Raw genomic sequence first — 23,967 nt, forward strand, 5'->3', positions numbered from 1 at the left:
CGCAAGTGTCCGGTCGTCAGACGGTGGGAACCAGAAAATCACGGCTGATCCGGTTTCCAAGTTCAAAAATACGTTCTAAAAAAGTTGTCAGCGTAGCGTGTAATCCAGTTTTCAGGATATCGTCTATATTGGCAAATTTCAAATCCGCGTGTAACTTTCCGGCAAATTTTTCGGTGTCGAGCGAAGCGTCATTACGAATTTCAGCCAGACTGGCGATGACTTCGTCCATGCAGGCGAGCAGGGAGCGTGGCATATCTGAGCGTAACATGAGTAATTCTGCGACACGCTCAGGTGTAATCACGTCACGGTACACTTTGCGGTAAATTTCGAAGCCAGATACTGAACGTAGCAGTGCCGCCCAATAGTAAAAATCTCTTTGTATGGGGTCTATACCAGCGACTGCATCTTTGCTCGCATGGAATTTGACATCCAGAATGCGTGCCGTATTGTCTGCGCGTTCAAGAAAGGTACCCAGTCGTAGAAAACTGACCGCTTCATCGCGCAACATGGTACCGACAATGACGCCGCGCGATAAATGTGAGCGGAATTTAACCCATTCAAAAAACTGACTGGGGTCTTTTTCCAGGCTGCCGCGCGCGAGCTTATCCTGCATAGACAGCCAGGTCGCGTTCTGGGTTTCCCAGACTTCGGTCGTTAAGGTGCCTCGCACAGCACGCGCATTTTCGCGCGCCTCATTCAGGCAGGCTGCGATAGAGGAGGGGTTCATCGGATCGCGCACCATGAAATCGAGCACGTCACGTTTGCTCAATAATCCATAGTGATGGTCGAAGGCTTCTTGTAATTCTGAAATGCCCAGCATGGCACGCCAGCCTTGCTCAGCGTCCTGTGCGCTTTGAGGCAGCATGGAAGTCTGAATATTTACATCCAGCATACGGGCAGTGTTTTCGGCACGTTCAGTGTAACGTGCCATCCAGAATAAATGATCGGCGGTACGGCTCAGCATCTTGTTCTCCCTTTATTTTTCCAGTACCCAGGTATCTTTGGTTCCACCGCCCTGCGAGGAATTCACTACCAGCGAACCCTCTTGTAAGGCAACCCGGGTCAGACCACCCGGCACCATGGAAATCTGTTTGCCGGAAAGAACAAACGGGCGTAAATCAATATGACGTGGTGCGATGCCCTGATCGACAAAAGTCGGACAGGCGGACAGAGCCAGAGTAGGCTGGGCAATGTAGGCTTCAGGTTTTGCCAGAATGCGCTGGCGGAATTCTTCGATCTGCTGCTGGCTGGATGCGGGGCCGACTAACATGCCATAGCCGCCTGCACCATGTACTTCCTTGACCACTAGCTGCGGCAAATTTGCCAGTGTATAGGACAGGTCGGCAGGCTTACGGCACTGATAAGTCGGTACATTATTCAGAATGGCATCTTCAGATAAATAAAAACGTATCATGTCCGGTACAAATGGGTAGATGGATTTGTCATCTGCCACGCCGGTGCCGATTGCATTGGCCAGACTCACGCGGCCAGCACGATATACCGCCAGTAAGCCTGGTACACCCAGTGTGGAATCGGCACGGAAGGCCAAAGGATCAAGGAAATCGTCATCGATACGGCGATATATCACATCCACCCGTTTTGGGCCGCGTGTAGTACGCATATACACCGCATTGTCATTGACGAATAAGTCCTGCCCCTCTACCAGCTCCACACCCATTTGCTGTGCCAAGAAAGCATGCTCAAAGTAAGCGGAGTTATACATGCCAGGCGTCATGACGACTACCGTCGGGTCATCGACACCGGTTGGCGCTACTGAGCGCAGATTGTCGAGCAGCATATCGGGATAATGGTCGACTGGCGCAACCTTGTTTTGGGTAAACAGTTCTGTGAACAGACGCATCATCATCTTACGGTCTTCCAGCATGTAAGACACACCGGATGGTACGCGCAGATTATCTTCGAGTACGTAGAATTCGCCTTCACCAGCACGCACTATATCTACGCCGGCAATGTGCGCATAGATGTCAGACGCGACTTTGATGCCTTGCATTTCGGGGCGGTATTGCGCGTTCTTATATATCTGTTCGGCTGGTATCACACCCGCCTTGATAATACGTTGCTCATGATAAATGTCATGAATAAACATATTCAAAGCTTGCACCCGTTGCGCCAGGCCGCGTTGCAATTGGCTCCATTCGTGTGCAGGTATAATGCGTGGGATGATGTCGAAAGGAATTAAACGTTCAGTACCGGCATCATCGCCATATACCGCAAATGTTATGCCGACCCGGCGGAAACTCAGATCTGCTTCGGCACGCTGGCGTTGCAGATGTTCTCCGGTTTGTTCGGCCAGCCATTGCGCATAGCGCTGATAATGTGCTCGGGTAGACGCTGGGGCACTGTCATCTCCGGCATGCATCTCGTTATAAAATCTGGCCATTTTTTCTCCCCACAAAGACGCGTTAAACGTACTATATCAAGAAGCATGCCAGTTGAGGGTGACGGACTCATGGGCAGCGGATATGGTCGACCAAATCTGTTGTTTGCCGGTCGGGCGCCGGGGTCAGCAAGCTGACGATGATCATTGTCAGAATGCCGAAAGGAACACCAAAAATACCGGCTGATATAGAAGCAATGTTTCCCCACTGTAATGCTGGGTTGCCACCAAACAGGGGGTGGGTGTACATCATATAAAAAATGCAGAGACTGAATCCGGCGATCATGCCCGCCACTGCGCCCTGATAATTAGCACGTTTCCAGAATATGCCCAAAACCAGTGCAGGAAACAGCGTTGACGCGGCCACTGAGAACGCGGCGCCTACCAGCGACAGGATGTCTGCCGGTTTGAGTGAAGCGACATACGCAGCAATCAATGCTACCACCAGCAAAATCAGTTTTGACATCGTCACGCGTTTTTGTGTAGAGGCAGAGGGATCTACTATTTTGTAATAGATGTCATGCGACAGCGAATTGGAAATAGTCAGCAATAAGCCATCTGCGGTGGACAGCGCAGCTGCCAGGCCGCCAGCTGCCACCAGCGCAGAGACTACATAGGGAAGACCCGCAATTTCCGGTGTTGCTAAAACGATGATGTCACCATCCATCATAATTTCTGCCAGTTGTACGATGCCGTCCTGATTGACATCGTTGATGCTGACCAGTGGATTGAGCTTATCGATACTTGCCCAGTAAGTGACCCAGGACGGTAGTTTGGAAAATTCACTGCCAACCAGCGAGGTGTAAATATCATATTTGACCAGTATCGCCAGTGCAGGAATCGTGATGTAGAGCAGCATGATGAAGAATAGTGACCAGAATACCGAGTCGCGTGCTTCAGTCACCGATGGGGTGGTGTAATAGCGCGTCAGGACATGGGGCAGAGCAGCTGTCCCCATCATCAGGCACAAGACCAGCGCCATAAAGTTATTCCGCTTACTGTCAGATTCTTTCTGATCTTTTGCCGCGTAGGGTGTGTACTGTGCATAGGCCGTTTGCGACTTGCTGATTAAGGCATTACGCGCATCCAGCCACTGCTGACGTGCCTCATTTTCTGATTTTGGATAGCGAGCCAGATTTTTACTCGCATTTTTTATTTCTATCAGTGATCCGTTACCACTCTTAAGTTCATCCAGCCTGCGTTGCAACTCATCACGCCCTGCCAGCCAGGAGGCTGGCAACCGTTCAATCTGACGCTGTAATACGTCAGCACGCTGGCGGTAGATAGTACGTACTTGTTGTTCTTTGTCGCTGTGTGCAAATTCCTGTTCTTTATGCACCAGCTTTTTCAGAAACTCACCATACGAAATTTGCGGTACCGGATTATCTGCATGTTTGAGCGATAGCCAGCTGACCGGTATCATGAAGGCGACGATGATGATGATGTATTGTGCGACCTGAGTCCAGGTAATAGCGCGCATCCCACCCAAAAACGAACATACCAGAATGCTGGCCAGGCCGAGAAAAATACCCACTGAAAAATCAACACCGGTAAAACGTGAGGTGATCAGTCCTACGCCATAAATCTGTGCAACCACATAAATAAATGAAATGAAGACGGTGGCCGAAACCGCCAGGATACGGACCAGATTATTGTTTTGTGGTCCGGCAAAGCGTGTCCCTAAAAAATCCGCTATGGTGTATTGGCCGAACTTACGGATATAGGGGGCGATCAGCATGGCGACTAAACAGAAACCACCGGTCCAGCCTATGATGTAGGCCAGACCATCGAAACCCTGCAGGAATAAACCTCCAGCCAGACTCAGAAAGCTTGCCGCTGACAACCAGTCGGCGGCGGTAGCCATCCCATTGAAGACCGCCGGCACCCGCCTTCCGGCCACATAGTATTCCGTAATGTCCGAGGTTCTGCTCACCAGTCCGATACCGGCATAAATCACGATGGTGGCAAACATGAACAGATAACCTATCCAGGCGCGTGGCACACCTTCTTTTTCAAGGATGGCCAGACTAATCAGAAATACCAGGAACAAAAAGGTATACCATAGATAATAAAGCGTGAGTTTTTGGGTGAATTTTCCGGGAGCCATACACTTAATCCTTACCACAGCGATGTGCGATCCAGCGCATGCCAGCGGAGTAAACTGCAAGTATCAGCACGAAACTGAGGGTCAGCCCTTGTGCCAGCATGTAGAACGACAGACTCCATCCAAAAAAATCAATTGCTGCCAGTTCACGTGCATAAAATAAGGTACCAAAGCTCAGTAAGGCCCATAAAATCAGCAGTAGCACGGTCAGTGCTTTAGTCCGGCGCCAGTAACGCGTTTTGGCGCTGAGCGTCGCGTGGTGAGAGTCAGCTGACATCATCAATCAGAGTCTGGGCATGGTTAAGGGGGAATTCAATCCGGAACAGGCAGCCGGGAAAAGCCGGGTCAGTACAGTCTCTGGCATTCCGTATCGTGACTGTCGCGCTATGTTGTTGTGCAATTTCCCGTACGATAGCGAGCCCTAGTCCACTGCCTTGTACATTGCTGCCCAGGATGCGGTAGAAACGCTCAAAGACATGTTCCCGTTCGGAAGCCGGGATGCCGGGGCCGTGGTCTTCTACTTCCAGTACTGCCAGGGCCTGGCTGGCATCAATATCGACTCTGACTGTCACGCTTTTTTCTGAAGGTGTGTAACGAATCGCATTGTCGATCAGATTGCTCAGCATTTCCCTGAGCATCAATGGATGGCCAAATATCTGAACAGCTTGTTCACATTGTTCAAAACCCAGATCTATTTTTTTATTGAACGAAGCCGGTATCCATTCTCTGACTACCTGCATCGCAAACTCATTCAGATTCAGCGGTTCCAGCACCTGTACGGCCGGGCTTTGATTTTCCGCTTTAGCCAGTGCCAGTAATTGATTGATCAGTCGGGTTGCGGCTTCGGAGCTGGTCGAGAGCTGCAATAAAGAGCGGTGAATTTCTTCCTGATCGGTTTGCCGCAATGCGAGTTCAGATTGCATACGCATGCCGGCCAGCGGCGTTTTCATTTGATGTGCTGCATCGGCAATAAAGCGTTTCTGTATCGCGATGGTTTGTGCCAGTCTTTCCAGCATTTCATTGAGCGAGGCAACCAGTGGTGTGATCTCTTCCGGAACATGGTGAGAATCGATAGGGCTTAAATCATCCGGTCTGCGCGCACGTATGCGTTGCTGTAGCTCTGCCAGTGGTGACAGGCCGCGACTGAGTGCAAACCAGACCAGTGCAAGTGCAACCGGTAAAATAATAAACTGCGGCAGCACCACCCCTTTGATGATTTCGTTAGCGAGTACCGCGCGTTTTTCCAGTCCTTCTGCGACTTGTATCAGGATCAGTTTATTTTGATTGGCGGGGCTGGTTTTGATCAGATCGACATAGCTGTATGCGATCCGCATTTCGCTACCGTGAAAGTTCAGATTGCGAAATTGTATACTGCCAGCCGGGGCGCGCTCTTCTTCCTGCAGTACAGGAAAATCGGTATCGCCGTCGATAATGCCGCCTTCCGGTGAGCTGATTTGAAAATAGATATTGTCCAGATCGTCAGCGCGCAGAATATCGCGTGCCGGTTTGGAAAGTTGGGTGATGGCCTGGCCATCCAGTTCTTTGACTTGCTGCGCCAATACCAGTACCTTGTCTTCTAATGCGCGGTCAAACGGCTGATTCGCGATCGATTTGGCGACCAGATAGGTGATGGCGATACTCATCGGCCACAGCAGCAGCAGTGGCGCCAGCATCCAGTCCAGGATTTCACCGAACAGGGAGCGCTGTACGGTTTCATTTTCTGGCGGCAGTAGCGATGTGACTGTTGCCTCATCCTGCTCGGGAAATCGGCTGTGCTCAGAATTCATGCGGATGCGGGGGGCGGTTCAGCACTGCGTGCAAGCGGGCCAACATAGAATTTCTCAAGACAATAGCCGAGGCCGCGCACGGTCGCTATCCGCACACCGTCAACTTCAATTTTCTTACGCAGCCGGTGTACATAGACTTCAATGGCGTTATTGCTGACTTCCTCGCCCCATTCACATAAATGATCGACTAACTGTTCTTTAGAGACCAGTCTTCCAGTGCGTTGCAACAGCACTTCCAGTAATCCCAGTTCGCGTGCCGACAAGTCCAGCATTTGCTCATGGATGTAAGCAATTCGTCCAACCTGGTCATAGCTGAGCGGACCATGCTTGATGACGGTCGGCCCGCCGCCCGCGCCACGTCTGGTCAGCGCGCGTACCCGTGCTTCCAGTTCGGATAAGGCAAAGGGCTTGGCCATGTAATCGTCTGCACCGAGGTCCAGGCCCTTGACCCTTTGTTCGACCGAGTCGGCCGCGGTCAGTATCAATACCGGCAGATGCGAATTTCTGGCGCGCAGCCGGCGTAATACTTCGAGTCCGCTCATTTTTGGCAGCCCCAAATCGAGTATCAGTAAGTCAAAATCCTGAGTGGATAAGGCGGAGTCCGCTTCCTGCCCGTTGCCTACGCAGTCGGTGGCATAGCCGGATTGGCGTAAGGAGCGTGTGAGGCCATCGGCCAGCACACTGTCGTCTTCTGCAAGCAAGATACGCATGATGTTTGAATTGTCCCGGAATTTTTATCATTGTCACAGGCGATACACGCGTCGTATTCAACCTGTCTCAGCCCTGCCTGTGATTATCGGCATGTGTACTGGGCTCGCGTTGAGCCAGATACAACTTTACCGTAAAAAACCTGGCTTTATCCTGATTTAAGATAGATATTCTGCTATTTCAGAAGAAACTTGTGACACTTTAATGAATGTTGTCTATACAAGTGGAACTTTCGCAGGTAGGTAGCAACTAAGTGTCTGTGAAATTTCTTCCTGCCTTAACACTTTTAAGAGAAGCCCGAATGAAACTGAATCTGCGTCAGTCTGCCTTAAGTCTGTTTGTTGCTGCCTGTTTTATACCAGTCAGTGGCGGTGCCGCTACCCTCGGCAATATCAGTCAACAAGAGACAGGCGCTGTGCTGCCTGCTGCCGTCCAGTTTACAACGTCCAATGGTGCCGTATTACGCATAGATCTGATCAGTGCGGATGTATTCCGGGTTCAGGCTGGCCTCAATGGAACACTGAGTCCGGCGACTGACAAGGCAGCGCCTATCGTGTTGCCGCAAACACCGCAGGCGGTAAATTTTCAACTGACACTGCAAGACGGTTATCGCTTATTACAGACCGCAGGTTTTGCACTGAGAATTTATGATCAACCGCTGCGGCTGGCCTTGTATGCACCAGACAACCAGAGAAAAATCTGGGAAGAAGTGCAGCCTTTGGATATCACTGAACAGCAAAGTTTTCAGACCTTATCGAGTTCAAAAGACGAAGTGTTTCTCGGTGGCGGGCAGCAAAATGGCAGCTATGTGTTTAAAGGGAAGACCCTCGATATTTCCTATTCCGGCGGATGGGAAGAGGGGGACAGGCCAAGTCCCGCACCGTTTTACATGAGTAATCGCGGCTACGGCGTGTTACGCAACACCTGGTCAAATGGCAGCTATGATTTCCGCTCTGCGGATGTGATTCATACCAGCCATGCTGAAGCGCGCTTTGACGCTTACTACTTTGTAGGTGATTTGCCACGCATACTGAATGCCTATACCAATCTGACTGGCAGAGCAAAGTTGTTGCCGCGCTGGGCATTGGAATTTGGCGATGCGGATTGCTATAACGACGGTGACAATATCAAAAAGCCCGGCACAGTACCAGCGGGCTGGTCGGACGGGCCAACGGGAAAAACGCCGGATGTGGTGCAGTCAGTTGCAGCACGCTATCGTGAGCACGATATGCCGGGTGGCTGGATATTGCCAAATGATGGTTATGGCTGTGGCTACTCGGATTTGCCAACGGTCGTCAGTGGTTTGAAAAAATATGGATTCCGTACCGGGTTATGGACAGAAAACGGCGTTGACCAAATCGCCTGGGAGGTTGGCAAAGCGGGGACGCGCGCACAAAAGCTGGATGTGGCATGGACCGGAAAAGGATATCAATTCTCGTTGGATGCCAATCAGGCAGCGGCGCAAGGCATATTGACTAACTCCGAAGCACGGCCTTTCGTCTGGACCGTGATGGGGTGGGCTGGCACCCAGCGTTATGCCGTGACCTGGACCGGTGATCAGTCGGGCAGCTGGGATTACATACGCTGGCATATTCCTACCCTGATCGGTTCCGGCCTGTCCGGCCAGGCCTACGCGACCGGTGATGTGGATGGGATTTTCGGCGGCAGTCCGGAAACCTTTACCCGTGATCTGCAATGGAAGACGTTCACGCCGGTGTTGATGGGCATGTCGGGCTGGTCCAAAGCCGTGCGCAAGCACCCGTGGTGGTTTGACGAGCCTTACCGCAGCATTAACCGCCAGTACCTGAAGCTGAAAATGCGCCTGACACCGTACATGTACACCTATGCCCGGGAAGCCGAGCTGAGCGGCGCCCCCATCGTGCGTGGCCTGATGTGGGATCATCCGCAAGACGCGTATGCACTGACTGAGCAATACAAATACCAATTTTTTCTCGGTAAAGACTTTCTGGTCGCACCTGTTTATAAGAGTCAGGCTGCGAGCCGTGGCTGGCGCAAAGGTATTTATCTGCCGCAGGGGCAGTGGATCGATTATTGGGATGGGCGGGTAGTTGAAGCCGGAGTGAATGGCAAAGTGATCGATCAACAGGTAACGCTGGAGCGCTTACCTGTGATGGTACGTGCCGGCGCCATCCTGCCTATGTACCCGAGTGCTTTGTATGACGGGCAGGTCGCGAAAGACACGCTGACACTGGATATTTATCCGTATGGAAAATCCAGTTTTACCATGTATGAAGATGATGGTGAAACCCGCCAGTATCAGAAGGGCGAGTTCGCTTCCCAGACCTTTACGGTCGATGCACCAGCTGGTAAAGCGGGTGATATCCGCGTTCGGGTTGAGCCGGTGACCGGTAGCTATCGTGATATGGAAGCAGCGCGCGCATTGGAATTACAGATACATAGCCGGGTTGCACCGAATCAGGTCTTGGCCGGAACGCAGGAACTACAGGCGTTGAACAGTCGCGCTGCCTGGCTGACTGCATCCAGTGGCTGGTACTACGATGCTCAGGATAAGTACGGCACAGTTTATGTGAAAACGGCTAAGCAAACTGTGCGTGAAGCGCAGGAATTTTTATTGCGTATTCCTACAGATCAAAAGCTGAACGCGACCGCATCTTATCTATCCGCGCCAGACTTGGGCGATGCGATCGCACCGGATAACCTGTTGGTGGTCAATCGTCCTGCCGAAGAGCCAGGTCACCCGCTGGAAAACGCTTTTGACGGTAAGCCGGAAACCTGGTTCCGTACGGTGCGTGATCAGTCGCAGAAAACCGGGGCACATGAATTTGCGCTGGCGCTGGGTGAGCGCCGTATGGTGAAGGGCTTTGAGATTGCACCGCGTACCGATCAGCATTGGCAATATGGTCAGCCTAAGGATGTTGAAGTGTACTTGGCAGACAGCAACGGTGAATGGGGGCAGCCGGTATATCGCGGACGCTTGCGTAAGCAGCAGGCTAAGCAAAAAGTTGAATTTGCAGCCAAGCCCGGACGTCTGTTCCGCTTTCGCATTTTGAGTACCTATGACCAGAGTGATGATGGCAGCACACAGGATCCTATGGTACTTACATCTTCTGCAGAAGCGAGTCCGGCAAAAGCCTATCACGCCGCGATTCCTGCGGTCGTCACGCCGGTCACGATCTCCGAATTCAATGTTCTGGAGCAAGCCTTACCTGACCTGCCTAAGCAACAATTGTATTTGTCGGATGTGCTGGCTAAGACCAGTTTACCGCTCAGCCTGGATCAATCCGCCTATCGGCCCGACGGAAGTTCTGGCGTGATGCAAATGAATGGACTGAAATTCCGCAAAGGGCTGGGCGTGGTGGGCAATACCGCCATACCTTTACAATTGAGCGGACAGTGGCAAACCTTCCGTGCCGATGTTGGTATCGATGATGCGTGTCGCCAGTTTGGTGGTCTGCAATTCCAGGTGTGGGGCGATGAGCGCTTGCTGTTTGACAGCGGCTTGATTAAAGCACCTGCGGTGGTGAAGCCCGAACTGGATATCCGTGGTGTGAAGCAATTGCGCCTAGTAACGACCGGCGTACAAGGCAACACCAAAGCGCCGGTCTGTGCCAACTGGGCAAATGCACAATTGCTAGGATATCAGGGGGATCAGGTGCAGCCCTGAGCATTGTTGACTCCATAACCCTTAGGCTGAAAGGCTGGAAAAACACGGGGTCACAGAAAGATTAAAAAATCGCTTGCCAAAAGAACTGATTTTTTATACAGTGCTGAAAACGCTCAATGTACTGTGTTTAAATACAGCACTTTTCCACCATCCGATTATTGACTGAAAGAATGTATGGACGATAAAAAACCTGACAACAGCTCTGAAAAAGCTAAAGCCCTTGCCGCTGCACTCGCACAGATCGAGAAGCAATTTGGTAAAGGTTCGGTCATGCGTATGGCTGATGGCGAGGTGGTTGAAGAAGTGCAGGTGGTTTCCACTGGTTCCCTGGGGCTGGATATTGCGCTGGGTGTAGGTGGTTTGCCACGTGGCCGTGTGGTGGAAATTTATGGACCTGAGTCATCCGGTAAAACCACGCTGACACTGCAAGCAATTGCTGAGATGCAGAAGCTGGGCGGTACATGCGCGTTTATCGATGCTGAGCACGCACTGGATGTTGGTTATGCTCAGAAGCTGGGTGTGAATTTATCTGATTTGCTGATTTCTCAGCCGGATACCGGTGAACAGGCATTGGAAATTACCGATGCACTGGTACGTTCCGGCAGTGTCGATCTGGTGGTCGTGGATTCCGTTGCGGCATTGACGCCAAGAGCTGAGATTGAAGGCGATATGGGAGATTCCCTGCCAGGTTTGCAGGCGCGCCTGATGTCCCAGGCTTTGCGTAAGCTCACAGGCAGCATCAAGCGCACCAATACCTTGGTCATCTTTATTAACCAGATACGTATGAAGATCGGTGTGATGTTTGGTAGCCCTGAAACCACGACCGGTGGTAATGCATTGAAATTCTATGCATCGGTTCGTCTCGATATTCGCCGCACAGGCTCAATCAAGTCGGGTGATGAAGTCGTTGGCAGCGAAACTAAAGTGAAAGTCGTGAAGAATAAAGTCGCTCCACCGTTTAGAGAAGCGCATTTCGACATCATGTATGGCGAAGGGACGTCGCGCGAAGGTGAGATTCTGGATCTGGGCGCGGAAGCGAAGATCGTAGAAAAATCGGGTGCCTGGTATAGCTATAACGGTGAAAAAATTGGTCAGGGCAAGGATAATGCGCGCAGCTTCCTGAAAGATCATCCGGAACTCGCGTATGAAATTGAAAACAAAGTGCGTGAACATCTGGGCGTTCCTTTGTTGCCAGCAGGGAACGACGAGTAACGATCAGTCATGCGCTCCGAGTAATGATATACACGGGTCTTGAGTTGTCGCTGATGAATATGAACGCCAGCATGGTTTGCTGGCGTTTTTCATTTCTAACGGTAAAATTATTGTTGCCTGATGCAAAAGCCTAAATTAAGCCTGAAAGGCCGTGCCCTGCGTTACTTATCGCAGCGTGAACATAGTCGCCTGGAACTGGCACGCAAGCTCAGCCCCTATGTGGGTGAAGGAGAGGATCTCGATGCGGTGCTGGATTGGTTGCGGGATGCTAAATTCCTTTCCGCAGAGCGCTTTTCTGAATCTCTGGTGCATAGGCGTTCTGCACGTTTTGGAAATCATCGCATACTGGCCGAACTACAAAGTCACCAACTCAGTGCCGAAGATATGGAAAACCGTAAAGCAGAAATGCAGGAAACTGAGTTAGCCAGAGCAGTGGCTTTGTTACATAGAAAATTTCCTGCCGCACCGGCTGATCAGGAAGACAAATATAAGCAAATACGTTTTTTGCAACAACGCGGATTTTCCAGTTCGTCGATACGTGCGGCTATGCAGGCTGAGCGTGAGGATTTGCTCTGACAGCCCGCTGCTTGTAGCAAAAACTTAAATGGCTTCCCGTGTAAGTCACCTAATTTTGTTTCATGGTTGTTATCTTAAAATAAATGATTCTGGTAAAAAACCGCTGTTCCTTGCAAGTTCATCGTTTAGCTGTGCTAGAATTCCGTGGTTTTTGCAGCGCCGCAGGAGCGGCTGTTACCGTAGAAGCTGCGGTAACGACACGCAATTGTGGCTCTTTTATTCAGAATTAGCCGCCCAAAAAGGCATGATGCCCATATCTCAGTCCACCACAAACCGCACGTTGAAGCATACGCGCGCGATTACTATCGAAGCGTTTGCACGCGACGATGGCTTGTGGGATCTTGACGCTCGCATAACTGATCACAAGCAACGTGATATTCAGCTCGCTTCCGGCCTGCGGCCACAAGGCGCGGCTTTGCACGACCTGACTTTGCGTGTGACAGTTGATCTGCAACTCAATGTGGTTGATGCATTTGCCTGCTCGGACGCGGTTCCTTATCCTGGATATTGTGAGTCTATTGGCCCTGATTACCAGAAACTGATTGGTTTGAACCTGATGCGTCAGTTCCGTCAGGGCGTCAAAGAGCGACTATCCGGTACCAATGGGTGTACGCACCTCACAGAGTTAGCACAGATTCTACCTACCGCAGCAATTCAAGCATTCGCCGGTGACGTGATCGATACACGTGACGCCGCCAGCAATTCCACTGATTCCAACCAGCCTTTCCAGTTAGACCGCTGCCACGCATTGCGTCTGGATGGACCGGCCGTTGTTCAGTATTACCCGCGTTGGGCGAAATCTTCGCCTGATGCAAAATCACCCAGCTAGTTTGTTTAATTATTATTTATACCTCAGTGTCTGAAGGGAAGTCGTATGAAAATCCATGAGTATCAGGGTAAAGAAATCCTCCGCAAATACGGAGTGACCGTACCGCGCGGTATCCCATGCATGTCCGTTGAAGAAGCAGTCAAAGCGGCTGAAACTCTGGGCGGACCAGTCTGGGTCGTCAAAGCACAGATCCATGCCGGTGGCCGTGGTAAAGGTGGTGGCGTTAAAGTTGCTAAATCCCTGGAGCAAGTGCGTGAATACGCAGACGCCATCATGGGTATGCAATTGGTCACACACCAAACCAGCCCTGAAGGCCAGAAAGTTCGCCGTTTGCTGATCGAAGAAGGCGCGGACATCAAGAAAGAACTGTACGTGAGTATGGTGACCGACCGTATCAGCCAGCGCGTTGTGTTGATGGCTTCCTCCGAAGGCGGTATGGACATTGAAGAAGTAGCGGAAAAACATCCGGAACTGATTCACTCCATCGCTATCGACCCTAGCGCAGGCCTGCAAGATGCAGAAGCTGACGATATCTCCCGCAAAATCGGTGTGCCTGAAGGCTCTATCGCTGATGCACGTGTGCAGTTGCAAGGTTTGTACAAAGCATTCATGGAAACTGACTGCTCCCTGGCAGAAATCAATCCACTGATCCTGACCGGCTCTGGTAAAGTGATCGCGCTGGATGCGAAATTCAACTTCGACGCGAACTCTCTGTTCCGTCAACCGGAAATCGTCGCTTACCGCGATCTGGATGAAGAAGATCCGGCTGAAATCGAAGCGTCCAAGTTTGACCTGGCTTACATCTCCCTCGACGGTAACATCGGTTGCCTGGTGAACGGTGCTGGTTTGGCGATGGCAACAATGGATACCATCAAACTGTTTGGCGGCGAGCCAGCTAACTTCCTCGACGTAGGCGGTGGTGCAACAGCTGAGAAAGTTACTGAAGCATTCAAGATCATGTTGAAAAACCCAGGTCTGAAAGCCATCCTGGTCAACATCTTCGGCGGTATTATGCGTTGCGACGTGATCGCAGAAGGCGTGATCACTGCATCTAAAGCTGTTTCCCTGCAAGTACCTCTGGTTGTACGCATGAAGGGTACGAATGAAGACATCGGTAAGAAAATGCTGGCTGACTCCGGTCTGCCTATCATTTCTGCTGACACGATGGAAGAAGCAGCTCAGAAGGTTGTTGCCGCTGCTGCTCACGCTTAATTATCGCAAGGAATCACTATGTCCATCCTGATTAATAAAGACACTAAAGTCATTACCCAAGGTATCACTGGTAAAACTGGCCAGTTCCATACACGTATGTGCCGCGATTACGCGAACGGCAAAGAATGTTTCGTTGCTGGCGTGAATCCAAAGAAAGCCGGTGAAGATTTCGAAGGCATCCCGATTTACGCAAACGTGACAGAAGCAAAAGCTGCAACTGGCGCTACCGTTTCCGTGATCTATGTTCCGCCAGCAGGTGCCGCGGCAGCGATCTGGGAAGCCGTGGAAGCGGAACTCGATCTGGCGATCTGTATCACTGAAGGCATCCCTGTTCGTGACATGATGATGTTGAAAGACCGCATGGCTAAAGCCGGTAGCAAAACTAAATTGCTCGGCCCTAACTGCCCTGGTCTGATCACACCAGACGAAATCAAAATCGGTATCATGCCTGGTCATATCCACAAGAAAGGCCGTATCGGCGTGGTTTCCCGTTCCGGTACACTGACTTATGAAGCAGTTGGTCAGTTAACCGCACTGGGTCTGGGTCAGTCTTCCGCAGTTGGTATCGGTGGCGATCCAATCAATGGTCTGAAACACATTGACGTCATGAAGATGTTCAATGATGATCCAGATACAGATGCAGTGATCATGATCGGTGAAATCGGTGGTCCGGATGAGGCAAACGCCGCTTACTGGATCAAAGAAAACATGAAAAAACCAGTCGTTGGCTTCATCGCTGGCGTGACTGCACCTCCAGGCAAACGTATGGGCCATGCTGGCGCATTGATTTCCGGTGGTGCAGATACAGCGCAAGCTAAGCTGGAAATTATGGAAGCTTGCGGTATTAAAACAACAAAGAACCCGTCTGAAATGGCGCGTTTGTTGAAAGCAATGCTGTAATCTGAACTGATTCAGGTAGCTGGTATCGAAAAGGCCGCGCATGTCGCGGCCTTTTTTGCATCTGGCGTACGCAGTATTTGTGCTTATGTGTGAATTAAGTGCAAACTGTTGTGGTCAGTGTTAAGCTTATCGTTGGCAAGGTCTTATGGGATCTGGATCATGATCAGGTTTGCGTAAAAGTTGACAGGTTGGTTTACAAGTTTGCGTAATGGCATATGCATTTGGTCTAAATTCCTTTAAACACCGGAAAACCGGAAATGCCGGAAACGCTGATTTGCCTGTGACTAGCAGGTCCTGAAAACAAAGAGATAATGCCCAGTTCGCAAAAAATAGAATTTTCTGCACTGTCCGATACAGGAAAAGTCAGAGCACACAACGAAGATGCGATTGTCGTGTGCGAAGACTACGCCTGTGCAATTCTGGCCGATGGTATGGGTGGATACAAAGCAGGCGAAGTGGCCAGTGCGATGGCAACTCAAATTATTGCTGACGATTTAAGCCATCATTTTGAGCGCCGCTGGTTACCACATTTTCGTCTTCGCGGAAAACAAATAAATCGCTGGCTGCATGATGCTATCGATCATGCGAATGCGCAGATACTGCGCGCGTCACAGGCTGATCCGGCTTGTTTCGGTATGGGTACTACAGTCGTGGTTGCTTGTTTTTTTGAGGATAAGCTGGCCATTTCTCATGTTGGTGATTCCCGTGCCTATGTTTTCCGGCAAGGCCGTTTGATCAGACTGAGCTATGATCACTCGGTATTGCAGGAGCAAATTGATGCTGGTTACATCTCTGAGGAGCAGGCGCGACATTCTGCAATAAAAAATTTAATCACCCGCGCCGTTGGAACACAGAGTTATGTGCAGGTAGAGCAGCATATCCATGACGTGTACGATGAGGATATTGTTCTTTTATGCTCTGATGGTTTGACTGACATGCTCAGGCATGATGAAATTCTACAGATCCTTGAGCAAAATAAACTGAATTTGCCAGCTTGTTGTGAGCGCCTGATTGCAGCTGCGAATGCACAGGGTGGATTTGATAATGTCTCTGTTGTGTTGCTACGTGTACCAGCAGTACGCGGGCAGAGTTGGTTGCAGCGTCTGACTGGACGCTGATTGCTATTTAATTATTTTCTGAATCTGAGATTATGGCGAAAATTATCGTCACCTTTAACGGGTTGATACAACAAGAAGTCAGCATCAGTAAGTCGCGTATTACGATAGGGCGCAGACCTGGCAATGACATCGTGATCGATCATTTGACTGTGAGCGGGCAGCATGCCGCGATCGATACCACATCGAATGGCTCATTTATTCTCGATCTGGGTAGCACCAATGGCACCATGGTCAATAGTCAGCCTGTCAAAAAACATTTATTGCAACATGATGATGTGATTGACATCGGTAAATATAAGTTGCGTTTTCAGGTCAATAAACAAGAGCAGATCAGGACGCTGGACACAGCAACATTGACTCCGGCAGCGAAAACAGGCATCGCGAAAATTAAAGTCATGAACGGCGCGAATATCGGCAAAGAGCTGACGCTGACCAAACCAGTGACGACGATAGGATCGCCAGCTGCACAGGTAATCGCGATCACAAAACAGGATGGCCGGTATACCCTGCGCTTTGTTGAGGGAAAAGAGATGCCTAAATTAAATGGTCAACTTCTCAGCGATGCATCTCATACCTTGAATCACGCTGATATCATCGACTTGTTGGGCGTACACATGCAATTCAGTTTGTGCTGAAATAGAAAGTAGTCGTGTTTGCTAATGTCAACGGAAATTTTTGACGAAAACTGGCAGTTAACTGACAAATTTTGTCTGGACTCAAAAAAATGTCAGCGTTTTGCGAGTAAGTTTGGTACATGGCTGAGCTGGCACACTGTTTGCTGACTATACGATCAGGAATATTCCTGATTACCTCTCAACTGGAGATTAAGCATGAAATCGATGACATTTGCTAAGAAAGTACAACAAGGTTTTACTTTGATCGAATTGATGATCGTTGTTGCGATTATCGGTATTCTGGCTGCTGTTGCATTGCCAGCATACAATGACTATACAACACGTGCTCAGGTAGCTGAACCGGTTGAATTGCTGGCTGGTCTGAAAGGTCCTTTGGCAGCTTATGGCTACGAAAATGCAGCATGGCCAACAGCATTGGTTGCCTCTAACCCAGCTGCAACAGAAATCGTTGCAACTTTAACAGGTAAATACTCAAATGTAACAAGTACTATCACAGGAACTTTCCCAATTGGTGCTGCGACTGCAACTTTGTCTTCCGGCCAGGCTAGCGGTAAAAAAGTAATTTTGAAAACTTCTGATGGTGGCCAGACTTGGGCATGTAATTCCACAGCAGGTACTGATGTTGCAATCAAATGGTTGCCACAAGCTTGCAAATAATCTGTTTGTGTAATTGATAAAGAAAGGTGCTTTCTGAAGGGCACCTTTTTTTTTCTCAATATATTGTTTCTTTTTTAATTTTTATCGGGCTTTCTCTGATGTTTATGCCTGTATAAAAGCTGTTTGATGCAACAAGGAATTTGATTCAATTGACTGCTTGTTCTAAGACCAGAAGCTAGAACATTGATGTTTCCTGTGGGGAGGGTGAAAAATGAAATCAAGAAGATTATTAAAAAACATTCAGCGTGGATTTACCTTGATCGAACTAATGATCGTGGTCGCTATCATTGGTATCCTGGCTGCCGTTGCATTGCCAGCGTATAACGACTACACCACGCGTGCCCAGGTCGCGGAAGCGGTCGAATTACTGGGAGGTTTGAAAGGCGCTGTGGCGGCCTATGGGTATGAAAATTCTTCCTGGCCAACGATGGTAACCTCCAGCTCAACGGTCGCAGCGACCAATATCGTCGCGACTTTGTCCGGCAAATACGCGACGGTGACGCCGAGCGTAACGGGTACTTTTCCATCAGGTATAATCAAGGCAACAATGCAAGCTGGTCAGGCAAGTAGTGAAATTGTTGGTTTGGCAACTACTAATGGTGGGCAAACCTGGAATTGTTCGTCAGGAAATGGCGTAACAACGGTTGATAAAAAATGGTTGCCGCAAGCCTGTAAATAAATTGCGTGAGCGATTCGTTGTGTATTTTTCTTAAGGCACCCGAGGGTGCCTTGTGTTTTTTTATTTATTTTTTATGCGTAGCTGGTGAAACAAATTCGTTACGTCCTAGCTATAGATGTACAAAAAACAGCGCAGTACAATGCTGCTATTGATCCTCAGATGGCAAAGCTGAATTAATTATGAGTACAGGAAAACCTAGATTAAAGGCGGCAACCTTGCATTTGTTAGTTTCAGGTGTGATTGCTGGTGTCGTTACTGCATTGATTTTGTTGTTATGGTATCCAGGGCAGTACGCGGAAATCGCAAGAGGCCTCAAACTGATTATTCTGGTGGCTGGGGTAGATATTGTACTTGGCCCTTTATTGACGCTAGTCGTCTTTAATCCTGTAAAAAGCCGGACAGAACTAGTGCGTGATATCAGCGTGATCGCGTTGTTACAAGCTTCTGCTCTGATCTATGGAGTACATACAGTATTTGTCGCGCGTCCGGTTGCCTTGGTCTTCGAGGGTAGTCAGTTCCGTTTGGTAAGTGCAGCGGAAGTCGAGCAAAAAGAATTAGTGCAGGCATCCCCGGGCTTGCGGAAATTGTCTTTGACTGGTCCCATAATATTGGGAGCCCGAGAATTTAAAGATGCGAAAGAAAAATCTGACGCGACCTTCACCGCTTTCGCGGGCGCAGATATTGGTGTCCGACCATCCTTCTGGCAGAACTATGAACAGTCAGCCGAAAAGGTCAAACTGCTCGCTAAACCACTGTCCATTTTGCGCTCAAAATATCCAGGGCAGAAAGCCCTGATTGACAGGGCAGTGCAAGAATCAGGTTTGCCAGATACGGCTTTAGGGTTTGTGCCTTTAATTGCCAGAGGTACTGAGTGGTCAGTTTTGGTGGATGCGGAGAGCTCGGCAGTAAAAGGATTTGTTAAACTTGACGGTTTTTGACTCTTTCCTGTTCAATGCAAATTGCGGTAATCGTCTTTGTCGCAAGCCGGCATCGCGGGCTTTATATTGCAAATACCAAAGCGGCTTTTGCAATTTCTTTTTCGAAATATGAAACCACAACTTGTTTTAGCAGCACTCCCATTTACTTTGGGTATGGTGATCGCATTTCTGACACCCGTGCACCTGCATCCCCTGCGCTCCTATTTTAATGATTTGGCGATCATATTGGGTTTGTTAGTCAGCGTTTGGATGGCTGCTGGTATCACAGGCTTCCGTTGGCGCTTGAATGCCATCGCCGCAGGTTTTACATCTATTGTGCTACTGATCTTCTTGCAGTATGGCTTGTCCAACCATCAGCCCTGGTATGAGCTTTTGTTGCCATCTGCCTATTTTTTGCTGGCTGCGCTCGCTACGATGCTAGGTGCGGGCTGTGCCTCCGATAATGAGCAATGCGAAAGGCTGGGCTTGATACTGGCGATTGCATTTTTGTTGGCGGGCCTGGTATCGGTGCTGATACAGGTGGTGCAAGCTATGGGCTGGTATTTGGGGCCTTTGTTGATGTACATGGGCAAGTCAGGCGTGTTTCAGCGGCCTTATGCGAATCTGGCGCAACCCAATCAACTCGCTCTGGTGCTGAGTTTTTCAATAGCTGCCTGTTGGTTTTTATATCGTGAAGTTCGCTTAAGTCGTGCGGTGGCGCTGGTATTCAGTGTAATTTTATTGGCAGGAATGGTACTGACACAATCGCGCATAGGCTGGCTTATCGTCCCTGCTTTTGCCATCGTGTTGAGTTTGCCTGATGCCGCCGGACGGCGCTTGCATCCGGCTGCTGCATTGAGCTTTGTGATAGGGTATGCGATCTCGGTGCTGCTGCTTCCTAAGCTGGTTGCGGCCATCGGCCTGGCCGGCGCGTCTGTTGTTGACCATGTCGTTGGTAGTCGCTCCGAGCGTCTTGGTCTGTGGAAGCAAGCCTGGCAACTGGCACAGACTCACCCGTGGACAGGTGTAGGCTGGTTTGGCTTCGGGAGCGGCCAGGTACAGATTGCGGCTGATCTGCCATCCACTACCTATGCCGAACATGCACACAATATTTTGTTGAATTTCGCGGCGGAGATGGGATTTCCGGTCACTATCCTGTTGGCAACTGGCTTGTTGTGGTGGTGTTGGCACGCTTGTGTACGTACTGCTCAGTCTTCTTTTGTGCGTTTCGCTGGCTTGTGCCTGATTGCGGCTGCGGTCCATAGCCTGGTGGAATTTCCACTGTGGTATGCCTACATCCTGTTACCGCTGGCGTTGATGATGGGGGCATTGCATCAGCGCCGCTGGCCTGTTTCAGTCTATGCAGTGCCTGCGATTTACCCCCGTACGCTGGTCCTGATCGCGCTACTGGCTGCAACTTTGCTGACCTGGGATTATATGCGGGTAGTCCGTGCCTTTAAGGTGCTGAGGGTCGATCCTGTCGCGAATCAGCTGCAGAGTCAGCTACAACAGCCCGCATACACGGTGTTTCCACAGTTTTATGCTTATTTTCATTTATTTCAGATACAGCCTCACACTGGTATGTCGGATGCTGAGATCGGGGAGTTACGCTTTTGGGTTGAGCGTTTCGGCTTTGTGCACAACCTCAATAAGCTGGCGGAAGTTTATGTGTTGAATCATCGCCCCGACGAGGGCGTACGCGCGATGCAAACGCTGCAGCGTTTGCATCCTGAGGCTTATGTGGAATATTTTGATTACTGGCAGGCAAAAGCGCGGCAAGAGCCCGCATTCCAGGCCGTTATCAACAGGATTCCTGCCAGAGATGCCCCCTGAGGTATGAGCAGTAATGCGGGGCGCAGGCCATCGCCAGGCGGTAGTGGACCCGCGCCATGCTCAAGTCTGGGCGGGTGCGGCATCAATCATGCTGGTCCAGTCACCCGATTTCCCGCCGTGTTTTTCCAATACCCGGATATCACTCATCACCATACCGCGGTCCACTGCTTTGCACATGTCGTAAATGGTCAGTAAGCCTATCTGGACGGCGCTCAGTGCTTCCATTTCTACGCCAGTTTTTCCTATGGTTTCCACTTGTGCAGTACAGATTATCATTGCCTTCTCTGCCACGATGTTAAAATCAACACTGACCCGTGTCAGTGGTAGCGGATGACATAAAGGAATCAGATCGCTGGTACGCTTGGCGGCCATAATTGCTGCGATACGTGCAATGCCTAAGACATCGCCTTTTTTTGCATTGCCCTGCGTGACGATGGTTAGTGTTGCCGCTTGCATGCGTATTGATCCACTGGCAACCGCAGTGCGGTGCGTATCTTGTTTTCCCGCCACGTCGACCATATGTGCTTGTCCTGATTGGTCGAAATGAGTCAGTTCTGTCGATTGCGCTTCTATAGTCATAGCTTGAGAGGATCAGTGTAAGATGTCCGGAGTATATCCAGCAGTGTCGCCGCGTGGTGCGCTGATCAGAAAAAAAATCACACAAATCGGGCGCTTGGCAACGATGGGCTTGATACTCGCTAGCTGTATTTATCCTGCAGGCAGGTCCGCCAGTGTGCAGGCGCAAAACCTGCCTAACCTGGGGGATACGGCACGGGAAGACTTGTCGCCGCTGATGGAGCGGCGCCTGGGTGAACAGATCATGAGCAGTGTGCGGCGTGATCCGGATTATATGGATGATGGCCCAGTTTCGGAATATCTGAATCGGCTTGGTAACCGCATGTTAGATGCGCGACCTGATGCGCGTGGTGAGCAATCTTATGATTTTGAATTTTTTGCGGTGCGTGATCCGGTATTGAACGCATTTGCCTTTCCTGGCGGTTTTATTGGTTTTCACTCCGGCCTGATACTCGCTGCGCAATCGGAATCAGAACTCGCATCTGTGATGGGGCACGAAATTGGTCATGTGGCACAACGCCATATAGCCCGCATGATCGCGGGTCAGAAATATGATGCGTTTATCCCTTTGGCTGCACTCGCACTGGCAATTTTAGCTGCCCGCTCCAGCCCCGATGCCGCGATGGCAGTGGCCGCTGGCGGGCAGGGGCTCGCTATCCAGAAACAATTGAATTTTAGCCGCGAGGCTGAACGGGAGGCTGATCGCATCGGCTTTCAGATTTTGCGGGATGCCGGTTTTGACACCAATGGCATGGTTGCTTTTTTTGGCCGCTTACAAGCCTCAATGCGAAATTATACCGATAACGCACCCGCCTATTTGCGCAGCCATCCGCTGACCAGCGATCGTATCGCTGATATCCAGGCCAGGGTGCTGGATCAGCGCTATCGCCAGGTCGAAGACAGTATCGACTTCTTTTTACTGAAGGCGCGTATTCGGGTCTTGCAAGACGCGACGGTACAGGGCTTGATGGACAGCAAAGCCGCATTTGATCTGCAAATCAAATCCGAACGCACGGAAGACAAAATTGCGGCTACCTATGGTTTAGCCTTCGTCGCTCTGAAGCAGTTAGATACGCTGAAGGCACAGACGCTGTACAACGAAGCCAGAAAGCTGGCTGAGCAAAGTAAGTCAGCGCAATCGACGTTGACCCGTAGCAGCATGTTTGCCAGTCTGGCGATTGATATCGCTGTGGCCGAAAAACGCTATCCCCAGGCAATTGCGGATGCAGAAAAGTCTATGCAACAGCTGCCCTTGTCGCGTGGCTTGGTCTACCAGTATGTGGAGGCATTGATTGCCGCGAAACAGGAAGCGAAAGCTGAAGTTTTTTTACGTGATCAGGTCGTGCTGTACCGGCAGGACGCACGCTTGCAGAATCTGTTAGCTAAAGTCTATGCTGCGCAGGGCAAGCAGGCATTGCAACACATCGCATTGGCCGAAGCCTATGCAATCCAGGTCAACTGGAAAGCCGCCATGCAGCAACTGGAGCTGGCCAGGCGCGAGAAAGACGCGCAGTATTACGAGTTATCCGTGATAGATGCCCGCGAACGCGAATGGAAAGAAGCGCATAAGGAAGAACTGACTGAAAAGAATAAAAAATAGTCCGGTTCTGATTTCACTGGTTGCGCAACTTTGTTGAATAACAGGGTCTGCCACATTTCTTCACTTATTTGCCGCACCAATTTGGTATTTTTTGAAAAAACAGGTTCCATTTGGTTTTTGCGAGTAGGCATATATATTGCTTTTAAGTAAAAAAGAGAAATTAAGGAGTTTTCATGTTCGCGTGGTTTAATGCAAAAGAGAGTAAGCAGTTTGGTGTGTCATTGGCTGAGTTTTATCTTGAGCGTGTGTTGGTTGAAGGGAAATCACGTACAAAAAAAAATGTGGGAATGAAGCAGGCAGAGCTTTTATTGAAATTGCAGGCGCAGTTACGAACTTTTACAACTAGTCATTCGTTAAACGTTTATAAGAAAGCCGCATTGAGTAATGCTTTTCAATGGAAGTTGAAGGACGCAGGCTTGGACAGGGAGCAGGTCGATCAATTGGTCAGTTGGCTGACCCGGCAGCTATAGGACTCTGACTTCATAGTTCATGAAGCCCGTGACTGGGTATTTTGATTCATGTACAAATTAAGTATCACTATGCCTTGCGGGCGAAAACCAGTATTAGTCCTGCGCTGCGT

At 50.1% G+C, this 23,967-nt stretch carries 21 protein-coding genes; 14 read left to right on the forward strand and 7 right to left on the reverse strand.

Annotated features, from left to right (window positions below; genetic code table 11):
- Positions 1-16: 16 nt before the first annotated feature.
- The 6 genes from H8K47_RS11685 to H8K47_RS11710 all read right to left on the reverse strand — a co-directional run bounded on the left by H8K47_RS11685 (position 17) and on the right by H8K47_RS11710 (position 6,999).
- Entirely contained in the window at positions 17-964 is a 948-nt protein-coding gene (locus H8K47_RS11685; protein WP_186881589.1) for an alpha-E domain-containing protein, read from the reverse strand.
- 12 nt (positions 965-976) lie between these two features.
- A complete protein-coding gene (locus tag H8K47_RS11690) occupies positions 977-2,401 on the reverse strand; it encodes a circularly permuted type 2 ATP-grasp protein (RefSeq protein ID WP_186881590.1) in 1,425 nt (474 codons plus the stop codon).
- Between the two features lie 67 nt (positions 2,402-2,468).
- Entirely contained in the window at positions 2,469-4,505 is a 2,037-nt protein-coding gene (locus H8K47_RS11695) for a sodium:solute symporter family protein (RefSeq protein WP_186881591.1), read from the reverse strand.
- A gap of 4 nt (positions 4,506-4,509) precedes the next feature.
- A complete protein-coding gene (locus tag H8K47_RS11700; RefSeq protein ID WP_186881592.1) occupies positions 4,510-4,782 on the reverse strand; it encodes a DUF4212 domain-containing protein in 273 nt (90 codons plus the stop codon).
- Positions 4,769-6,289: a sensor histidine kinase gene (locus H8K47_RS11705; protein WP_186881593.1), complete on the reverse strand. Its 1,521-nt coding sequence runs from the start codon at positions 6,287-6,289 to the stop codon at positions 4,769-4,771. Before H8K47_RS11705 ends, H8K47_RS11700 begins: the two co-directional genes overlap by 14 nt.
- A complete protein-coding gene (locus tag H8K47_RS11710) occupies positions 6,286-6,999 on the reverse strand; it encodes a response regulator (RefSeq protein WP_186881594.1) in 714 nt (237 codons plus the stop codon). Before H8K47_RS11710 ends, H8K47_RS11705 begins: the two co-directional genes overlap by 4 nt.
- Before the next feature lie 299 nt (positions 7,000-7,298).
- Here H8K47_RS11710 and H8K47_RS11715 point away from each other — a divergent pair, with 299 nt between their 5' ends.
- The 12 genes from H8K47_RS11715 (at position 7,299) to H8K47_RS11770 (ending at position 21,211) form a co-directional block, all read left to right on the forward strand.
- The gene (locus H8K47_RS11715; protein ID WP_186881595.1) at positions 7,299-10,643 is read left to right on the forward strand and encodes a TIM-barrel domain-containing protein; all 3,345 of its coding nucleotides are present in this window, start codon (positions 7,299-7,301) and stop codon (positions 10,641-10,643) included.
- 174 nt (positions 10,644-10,817) lie between these two features.
- Positions 10,818-11,855 (forward strand): recombinase RecA, encoded by a 1,038-nt coding sequence (gene recA, locus H8K47_RS11720; protein WP_186881596.1) that lies wholly within the window; start codon positions 10,818-10,820, stop codon positions 11,853-11,855.
- A gap of 120 nt (positions 11,856-11,975) precedes the next feature.
- Positions 11,976-12,431, forward strand: a complete 456-nt coding sequence (gene recX / locus H8K47_RS11725; RefSeq protein ID WP_186881597.1) for a recombination regulator RecX — start codon at positions 11,976-11,978, stop codon at positions 12,429-12,431.
- A gap of 247 nt (positions 12,432-12,678) precedes the next feature.
- On the forward strand, positions 12,679-13,260 hold the full coding sequence (locus H8K47_RS11730) for a DUF2889 domain-containing protein (RefSeq protein ID WP_186881641.1): 582 nt from the start codon (positions 12,679-12,681) through the stop codon (positions 13,258-13,260).
- 30 nt (positions 13,261-13,290) lie between these two features.
- Complete coding sequence (sucC, locus tag H8K47_RS11735) at positions 13,291-14,472, forward strand: ADP-forming succinate--CoA ligase subunit beta (RefSeq protein ID WP_268977675.1); 1,182 nt, start codon at positions 13,291-13,293, stop codon at positions 14,470-14,472.
- 18 nt (positions 14,473-14,490) lie between these two features.
- Positions 14,491-15,372, forward strand: coding sequence for a succinate--CoA ligase subunit alpha (gene sucD, locus H8K47_RS11740; protein ID WP_186881599.1), 882 nt, complete (start codon positions 14,491-14,493; stop codon positions 15,370-15,372).
- A gap of 311 nt (positions 15,373-15,683) precedes the next feature.
- On the forward strand, positions 15,684-16,490 hold the full coding sequence (locus H8K47_RS11745) for a Stp1/IreP family PP2C-type Ser/Thr phosphatase (RefSeq protein WP_186881600.1): 807 nt from the start codon (positions 15,684-15,686) through the stop codon (positions 16,488-16,490).
- A 32-nt stretch (positions 16,491-16,522) separates the two neighbouring features.
- Complete coding sequence (locus H8K47_RS11750; protein ID WP_186881601.1) at positions 16,523-17,125, forward strand: FHA domain-containing protein; 603 nt, start codon at positions 16,523-16,525, stop codon at positions 17,123-17,125.
- A 195-nt stretch (positions 17,126-17,320) separates the two neighbouring features.
- Positions 17,321-17,782, forward strand: a complete 462-nt coding sequence (locus H8K47_RS18390) for a pilin (RefSeq protein ID WP_212681277.1) — start codon at positions 17,321-17,323, stop codon at positions 17,780-17,782.
- A 211-nt stretch (positions 17,783-17,993) separates the two neighbouring features.
- The gene (locus H8K47_RS18400) at positions 17,994-18,461 is read left to right on the forward strand and encodes a pilin (RefSeq protein WP_186881602.1); all 468 of its coding nucleotides are present in this window, start codon (positions 17,994-17,996) and stop codon (positions 18,459-18,461) included.
- Between the two features lie 179 nt (positions 18,462-18,640).
- Positions 18,641-19,399, forward strand: coding sequence for a TfpX/TfpZ family type IV pilin accessory protein (gene tfpZ / locus H8K47_RS11765; RefSeq protein ID WP_186881603.1), 759 nt, complete (start codon positions 18,641-18,643; stop codon positions 19,397-19,399).
- A gap of 108 nt (positions 19,400-19,507) precedes the next feature.
- Complete coding sequence (locus tag H8K47_RS11770; RefSeq protein ID WP_186881604.1) at positions 19,508-21,211, forward strand: PglL family O-oligosaccharyltransferase; 1,704 nt, start codon at positions 19,508-19,510, stop codon at positions 21,209-21,211.
- A gap of 60 nt (positions 21,212-21,271) precedes the next feature.
- Here H8K47_RS11770 and moaC read toward each other — a convergent pair whose 3' ends face one another.
- Positions 21,272-21,790, reverse strand: coding sequence for a cyclic pyranopterin monophosphate synthase MoaC (moaC, locus tag H8K47_RS11775; protein WP_186881605.1), 519 nt, complete (start codon positions 21,788-21,790; stop codon positions 21,272-21,274).
- 22 nt (positions 21,791-21,812) lie between these two features.
- Here moaC and H8K47_RS11780 point away from each other — a divergent pair, with 22 nt between their 5' ends.
- Together H8K47_RS11780 and H8K47_RS11785 are read left to right on the forward strand one after the other, a co-directional pair.
- Positions 21,813-23,387, forward strand: coding sequence for a M48 family metalloprotease (locus tag H8K47_RS11780; RefSeq protein WP_186881606.1), 1,575 nt, complete (start codon positions 21,813-21,815; stop codon positions 23,385-23,387).
- A 173-nt stretch (positions 23,388-23,560) separates the two neighbouring features.
- Positions 23,561-23,857, forward strand: coding sequence for a hypothetical protein (locus H8K47_RS11785; protein ID WP_186881607.1), 297 nt, complete (start codon positions 23,561-23,563; stop codon positions 23,855-23,857).
- The last annotated feature ends 110 nt before the right edge of the window (positions 23,858-23,967 follow it).

This window comes from Cognatundibacterium rugosum (genome assembly GCF_014284365.1).
GTDB classification, from domain to species: domain Bacteria; phylum Pseudomonadota; class Gammaproteobacteria; order Burkholderiales; family Burkholderiaceae_D; genus Undibacterium; species Undibacterium rugosum.